Here is a 6793-nt window from a genome sequence, read left to right on the forward strand (position 1 = left end):
ACCCACACCCGCACCCACCACCCCCACCGCGCCGCCATCACCACCACCAACCCCACCCACCTCACCCACGCCCTCACCGCCCTCACCACCAACACACCCCACCCCCACCTCACCCACCACCACACCCCACCCACCACCACCACCCACATCACCTTCCTCGTGCCGGGCCACGGCACGCCGCTACGCGGCGCCCTGGCCGAGCTCTACCAGGACGACCCGCTCATCACCGCGGCACTGGACTCGCTCGCGGACGCGGCCGGGCCGGCCGGCAAGGCGGGGATCAACGTCCTGCTCGACCCCTCGAACGGATCCGCGGACCGCGAGGACCCGCGCCACACCCAGTCCGCGCTCTACGCGCTGGCCTGGACACTGGCCGCCTGGTGGCGGGCGCACGGGATCGTCCCGCAGACCGTCCTCGGACACAGCGCGGGCGCGTACGCGGCGGCCGCACTCGCCGGAATCGTCTCGCCGCAGGACGGCGCCCGCCTCAGCGCCGTACGCGGGAACCTCATCGCGGACCTGCCGGGCGACGGCACGATGCTCGCGGTGTTCGGCGACCCGGCACGCCTGACCAGCCTGGCACCCGTCGCCAACGGCACCGTCCACCTAGCCCTGCGCAACAGCCCTCGGGAGACGGTCATCGCCGGACCGTCCGACGCCGTCGACGAGTTCGCGGCGCTGGCGGCGGAGGAGGGCCTGCGCACGGTGCGGCTGTCCGTGCCGGTCGCCTTCCACACCGCGCAGGTGGAGCCGATGCTCGGCGCGCTGGGCGAGGCATTCGCGCAGACCGCCCTGCGACCGGCCACGGTGCCGTTCGTGTCGGACACCACCGGGCTGCTCGCCGGGCCCGAGGTGGCCACCCCGGAGTACTGGGTCCGGCACAGCCGCGCGCCCATCCACTTCGACGAGGCCCTGCGGACCGCCCTGGACCGGGGAACCACGATCCTGATCGAGTTGGGGCCGGGCGGCCTCCTTGCCTCGGCGGCGGCGCTCGCGGCCGCCAGCGGCGCCGAGTGGACCTGCGTCCCCTCGCTGCCCCGAACGACCGAACCGCGCCGGCGACTGGTCGAGGCGCTCGCCCGGACCTGGGTCGCCGGCGGGCCGGTCGACTGGTCACCGCAGACCACCCGTCCGGAGGTGCTGCCGGACCTTCCCCGGTACCCCTTCGAACGCCGCGAGCACTGGCTCCCGAAACAGCGTCCGGCCGGCCCGGGCACCGTCGCGGCCCACTCGGTCAACGGCACGGTGGGCGCAGCCACGGACGCACGCTCCCCCGCGCCGCGCCCCCTCCCCGTCGCGGCGGCGGTCGCGGACCCGGCCCGGGTCGGCGACCTGGTCCACCGGTTGCAGACCGAACTGTCGGCGGTGCTCGGGCTGCACCGCCCGGAGGAGCTCAGCCCGGACATCGGCCTGTTCGACCTCGGACTCACCTCGGCGATGACCATGCAGATCCGTACGCGCCTGGAGGGCGAACTCGGGCTGGGACTGCCGGTGACCCTGGTCTTCGACCACCCCACGATCCGCCGGCTGGCCGAGTATCTGGCTCGGATCGAGCCGTCCCCGGTCGACGTCCGGCTGCCCGTACCCGCCCCCCGACCGGCCGTCGAGCCCGCCCCGCGCGCACCGCGACCCGGCGCCGCCGAACCGCTCGCGATCGTCGGCATGGCGTGCCGGCTGCCCGGTGGTGCGGTCGATCCCGACTCGTTCTGGCGGCTGTTGAGCGACGGGCGCGACGCGACAGGCGACGTGCCCGGCGACCGCTGGGACACGCCGGCCCGGTCCGACGGCGCCGCCTCGTACGGACGGCGCGGCGGCTTCCTGGAGAGCCCGGTCGACGGGTTCGACGCCGCCGCCTTCGGCATCTCGCCCCGCGAGGCGCGCAGCATGGACCCGCAACAGCGTCTGCTCCTCGAAGTCTCCTGGGAGGCGCTCGAAGACGCCGGCGTCCGGGTCGAGACGCTCGACGGCTCGGCGACCGGCGTGTACGTCGGCATCAACACCTCCGACTACCTGCAGCTGCTCGCGGCGCACCCGGCCGCCGCCGACGACCCGTACCTGGCCACCGGCAACACCTTCAGCGTGGCCGCCGGGCGCCTGTCGCACCTGCTGGGCACGCACGGCCCGAGTCTCGCCGTGGACACGGCGTGTTCGTCCTCGCTCGTCGCCGTGCACCTGGCCGCCCGCAGCCTGCGCTCCGGCGAGACGGACCTGGCGGTCGTCGCCGGCGTGAACCTCATGCTGTCCCCGCTGACCACGGCGAGCCTGACCCGGATGCGCGCGCTGGCCCCGGACGGGCGGTGCAAGTCCTTCAGCGCCCAGGCCGACGGCTACGGTCGCGGCGAGGGCTGCGGGGTCGTCGTCCTCAAACGGCTCGCCGACGCGCAGGCCGCCGGTGACCAGATCTGGGCGCTGGTCCGGGGTTCCGCGGTCAACCAGGACGGCCGCAGCGCCGGGCTGACCGTGCCGAACGGGCGCGCGCAGGTCGCGGTGCTGCGCGACGCGCTGCGCGACGCGGGAGTACGGCGCGACGAGGTCGGCTACGTCGAGGCGCACGGCACCGGCACACCGCTGGGCGACCCGTTGGAGATCAGCGCCCTGGTCGACGCGCTGCGCCCGGAATCCGATCGCCACGACGCGCTCTGGGTCGGCTCGGTCAAGACCAACATCGGGCACCTGGAGGCGGCGGCCGGCATCACTGGTCTGATCAAGGTGGCGCTCGCCCTGCGCCATCGCCAGATCCCCGCCCACCTGCACTTCGAACAGCCGAGCCCGCACATCCCGTGGGGGGAGATCCCCGTCCGGATACCCGCGCGGCCCGTCGAGTGGGAGCCGCGGCACGGTTCCCGGATCGCCGGAGTCAGCTCGTTCGGCTTCAGCGGCACCAACGCGCACGTGCTGCTGGAGCAGGCACCGGAATCCGCGCAGACGCCAGAATCCGCGCAGACGCCGGACTCCGGGCCACCCTCGTCTCGCCCCGACCAGCCGGACACCCAGTTGCTGCTGTTGTCCGCACACTCGCCCGAGGCGCTCGACGACACGGCTGAGGCGTACCGGCGGATGTTCGAGCAGGCACCCGACGGCGCGTTGGTCCTCGCGGACGTGACCCGCACCGCCGCGCTGCACCGCACGCACCTGCCGTACCGGCTGTCCGTGGTCGCCGACTCCGCGAAGCGGGCGGCGGACCTGCTGGCCCGATCGACGGAGGCCGGACGCGGCGTGCGCGACCGGCGCGAAGCGGGCGCCGGCGGGCGGGAGAACCTGACCGGCGTCCGCCACGGCGTCGCGCGCCGCGACGGCCGCGACCGCCTGATCGTCGTCTACTCCGGGCAGGGCTCACAGTGGCCCGGCATGGGCCGTGCCCTGGCCCGCCATCCTGCCGTCGACGAGGTCATCGAGCGCTGCGACGCGGTGGTGCGCCGGCTCGCCGGCTGGTCGCTGCGCGACGAGTTGTTCGCCGGTCCGGAGCGGTCGCGGCTGGACGACACGGTCGTCGCCCAGCCCGCGATCTTCGCCGTCCAGGCGGCGATCACCCAGGTGTGGCACGCCTGGGGTGTACGGCCCGACGCGGTGATCGGCCACAGCGTGGGCGAGATCGCCACCGCCTACGCGGCCGGCTGCCTCACTCTGGAACAGGCCTGCGAGGTGGCGGTACGACGCGCGGCGGCGATGGGTGCCACCCGGGGCGGCGGGATGATGGCGGTCGTCGGGCTCGACCGGCGGGAGACCGCCGAGATGATCGCTCCCTACGGCACGGCGGTGTCGATCGCGGCGGTGAACAGCCCACGCAACACCGTCGTTGCGGGCACCCGCCCGGCCATGGTGGAGCTGGCGGGTGCGCTCCGCTCCCGGGGCGTGTTCTGGTCGACAGTCCAGGAGGAGTACGCGTTCCACACGCCCGCGATGGCGGGCTCCGCACAGGCGCTGCGCGCGGAACTCGGGGACCTCGCCCCGGCACCGCCGACGATGGCCGTGTACTCGACGGTGACCGGCGGGCCCGCGGAGGCCGGCTTCGCCGACGCCGACTACTGGGCGCGCAACGTCACCGGACCCGTGCTCTTCACGGAAGCCCTGCGCGGGGCCGCGGGGGCGGCACACCACGTCGTGCTGGAGGTCGGCGCGCACCCGGCTCTGGCCACCCCCATCCTGCAGTGCCTGGACGGGTACGGGACCGGGGTCGTCGCGGTCGAGTCGATGCGCGCGCACCACGACGGCCGCACGTCGATGCTCGACGCCGCGGGAGCGCTGCACGTCCTCGGCCACCCGCTGGACCACGCGGCGCTGCAACCCGACGACGGCCGACGGGTCCGGCTGCCGAACTATCCCTGGCAGCGGGAGCGGTTCTGGATTCCCGATCGGCCGACCTGGCCCTGGCCGACGCGCGGTGCGGAGGCCTCCCCACCGGCCGCCACGTCGAATGGGCGTACGTCGTCGAATGGGCGCACGCCGCAGCGGAGCGGTCCCGAGCGGGACGTCCAGAACGACGTCGACGCGTCCCTGTACGAGGTCGCCTGGCAGCCGGACTCCCGGGATCCCGCCTCGGCGAACGGCACCGGTGGTTCCGGGGACGCCGGCTGCTGGGTGCTGACCGGCGCCGGCCCGGACGGCGTCGCGGACCGGCTGGCCGCGCTCCTTGAGGCGGCAGGTCACACCTGCGTCCTGGTCCGGTCACAGACGCTGAGCCCACACGACGGGTTCTCCGCCGTGACGGAGGCGATCCGCGGCGCCGGTGACACACTGCGCGGCGTCGTTCACCTTGCCGCGCTGGACGCCGATCCGGCCCTGCGGACGCCCGGGCCGGAGTGGAACGAGGCACTCAGCACCTCGTGCGGCCCGCTGCTGACCGCGCCGCGGTCGCTGTCGGCACCCGGTATCGCGGCCGGCGCACGCCTCTGGGCGGTCACCCGCGGTGCTGTCCCGGCCGGCGACGCGCCGTGCGTGCCGGTGCTGGCACCCGCGTGGGGGCTCGGACGCGCCGTGTCGATGGAACAGCCGGGCGTCTGGGGTGGCCAGATCGATCTCGATGCGCGGTACCCGGACCCCGACGCGGAGGCCGCGACGATCGCCCGCGAGATCCTCCACCCGGACGCCGAGGACCAGGTCGCGTACCGCGCCGGACAGCGGATGGTTCCCCGGCTGGTACGAGTCGACGCCGGGCGAAGTTCCGGCGACGTCGTACCCGCGCCCCGCACGCTCGACCCCGAGGCCGCGTATCTCGTCACCGGCGGTCGCGGGGCACTGGGCGTGCTGTTCGCCGAATGGCTGTACCGACGTGGGGCGCGGCACCTGGTCCTGCTGGGCCGCGGCCCGCTGGCGCGGGAGAGAACAGCAGCCGGACAGGCCGACCCGGCGGACGCCGAACGCCACACCCTCGCCGCCATCGAACGGCTGCGCCGCGACGGTGCCACGGTGTACACCCCGGACGGCGATGTCGCCGACCCCGTGGCGATGCGCGCGGTCTTCGACCCGCACCGTGCGCCGTGGCCGGCCGTCCGTGGTGTGATCCACGCCGCGGGCCTGTTCGAACTCCGGCCGCTGGCGGACATCGACTGGTCCGGGTTCCGCGCGATCCTGCGGCCGAAGGTCGAGGGCACGCTCGTCGTCGCCGCCGCGGCCGAGGATGCGGCGCTCGACTTCTTCGTGTCCTGCGGCTCGGCCTGGTCGGTCTTCGGGGCCGCGCTCGCCGGGCACCTCGTGGCCGCGTGCCATTTCCAGGACGTCTTCGCGCACGACCGCGCGCAGCGCGGCTATCCCGCCCTGACCGTCGACTGGGGCTGGTGGGCCGACGGCTCACTCGCCCGGGAGCACGGCGAGTCCTTCCGGGCCACCGGGACCGCGCCGGTGAGCCGGGACCTCGGCTTCGCCGCGCTGGACCGACTCACCGGTGTGGCCCCCGACGAGGCCCTGATCCGGTGCCAGGTCACGGTTGCCCCGTTGGACTGGAACAGGCTGCTCCCGGTGCTGGAGGCGAAGCGCTCGCGGCCGATGTTCGCGACGATGCGCCCGACCGGCGAGACGGCCGGCGCCCACGACGAGGAGTTCGCCCGCCGACTGCGTGCGGCCGGCGACTCCACGGCCGGCGTCCGGATGCTGGAGGACGCCGTACAGGTCGAACTCGCGGTGGTCCTCGGCCGGCCGGCCGGGTCCCGGATGGACCGCGCACTCGGCTTCTTCGACGCCGGGATGGACTCGATCACCAGCGTCGAGTTGCGCGACCGGCTCGCCCGGCGGCTGGGCACCGATGTGCCCGCCACCGCGGCCTTCGAGAACCCCACGGTCGCGGCCCTGGCCAGATTCCTGCTGTCGGAGCTGATCGGCGGGCCACCGGAGTCACCGGGCCCGTCCCCGAACGGCGCGACCGAGCCGGCGGCGCACCCGGCCGAGCCGGCGGTGGACCTGGCCGGGCTGGAAGCGGAGCTCGCCCACCTGGGCGAGGACGACCTGTTGGGGCTCCTCAAGCAGGAACTGGACACGGGAGGCACCGCATGAGGGCCGTCGACGCGACCGCAGCGCCCGAGGAGCGGGACAGTCGCTCGGAGCGCGAGGACGTGCTCCGGCGGGCGCTGCTGGAGTTGCGGGTGGCGCGGGCGGAGGCCGCCGCCCTGCGGGCGGCGCGCACCCAGCCGATCGCGGTGGTGGGTATCGGGTGCCGCTTCCCCGGCGCCGACGGCCCCGAGGAATTCTGGCGACTACTCACCGAAGCACGCACCGCCATCACCCCCATCCCCACCGACCGCTGGGACAACGACCGCTACTACCACCCCGACCCCGACACCCCCGGCCACACCTACGCCCG

The 6793-nt window shown here is 74.7% G+C and carries 2 protein-coding genes; both read left to right on the forward strand.

Features of this window, described 5'->3' with window-relative positions; genetic code table 11:
• A partial coding sequence (locus AB0B14_RS36590) for an acyltransferase domain-containing protein (RefSeq protein ID WP_357526736.1) occupies positions 1 to 6486 on the forward strand: 6486 nt, incomplete at its 5' end.
• Positions 6483 to 6793 (forward strand): beta-ketoacyl synthase N-terminal-like domain-containing protein (locus tag AB0B14_RS36595; protein WP_357081033.1); only part of this gene is annotated, 311 nt, incomplete at its 3' end. The genes AB0B14_RS36590 and AB0B14_RS36595, both read left to right, overlap by 4 nt.

This window comes from Micromonospora sp. NPDC049171 (assembly GCF_040648275.1).
GTDB lineage: Bacteria > Actinomycetota > Actinomycetes > Mycobacteriales > Micromonosporaceae > Micromonospora.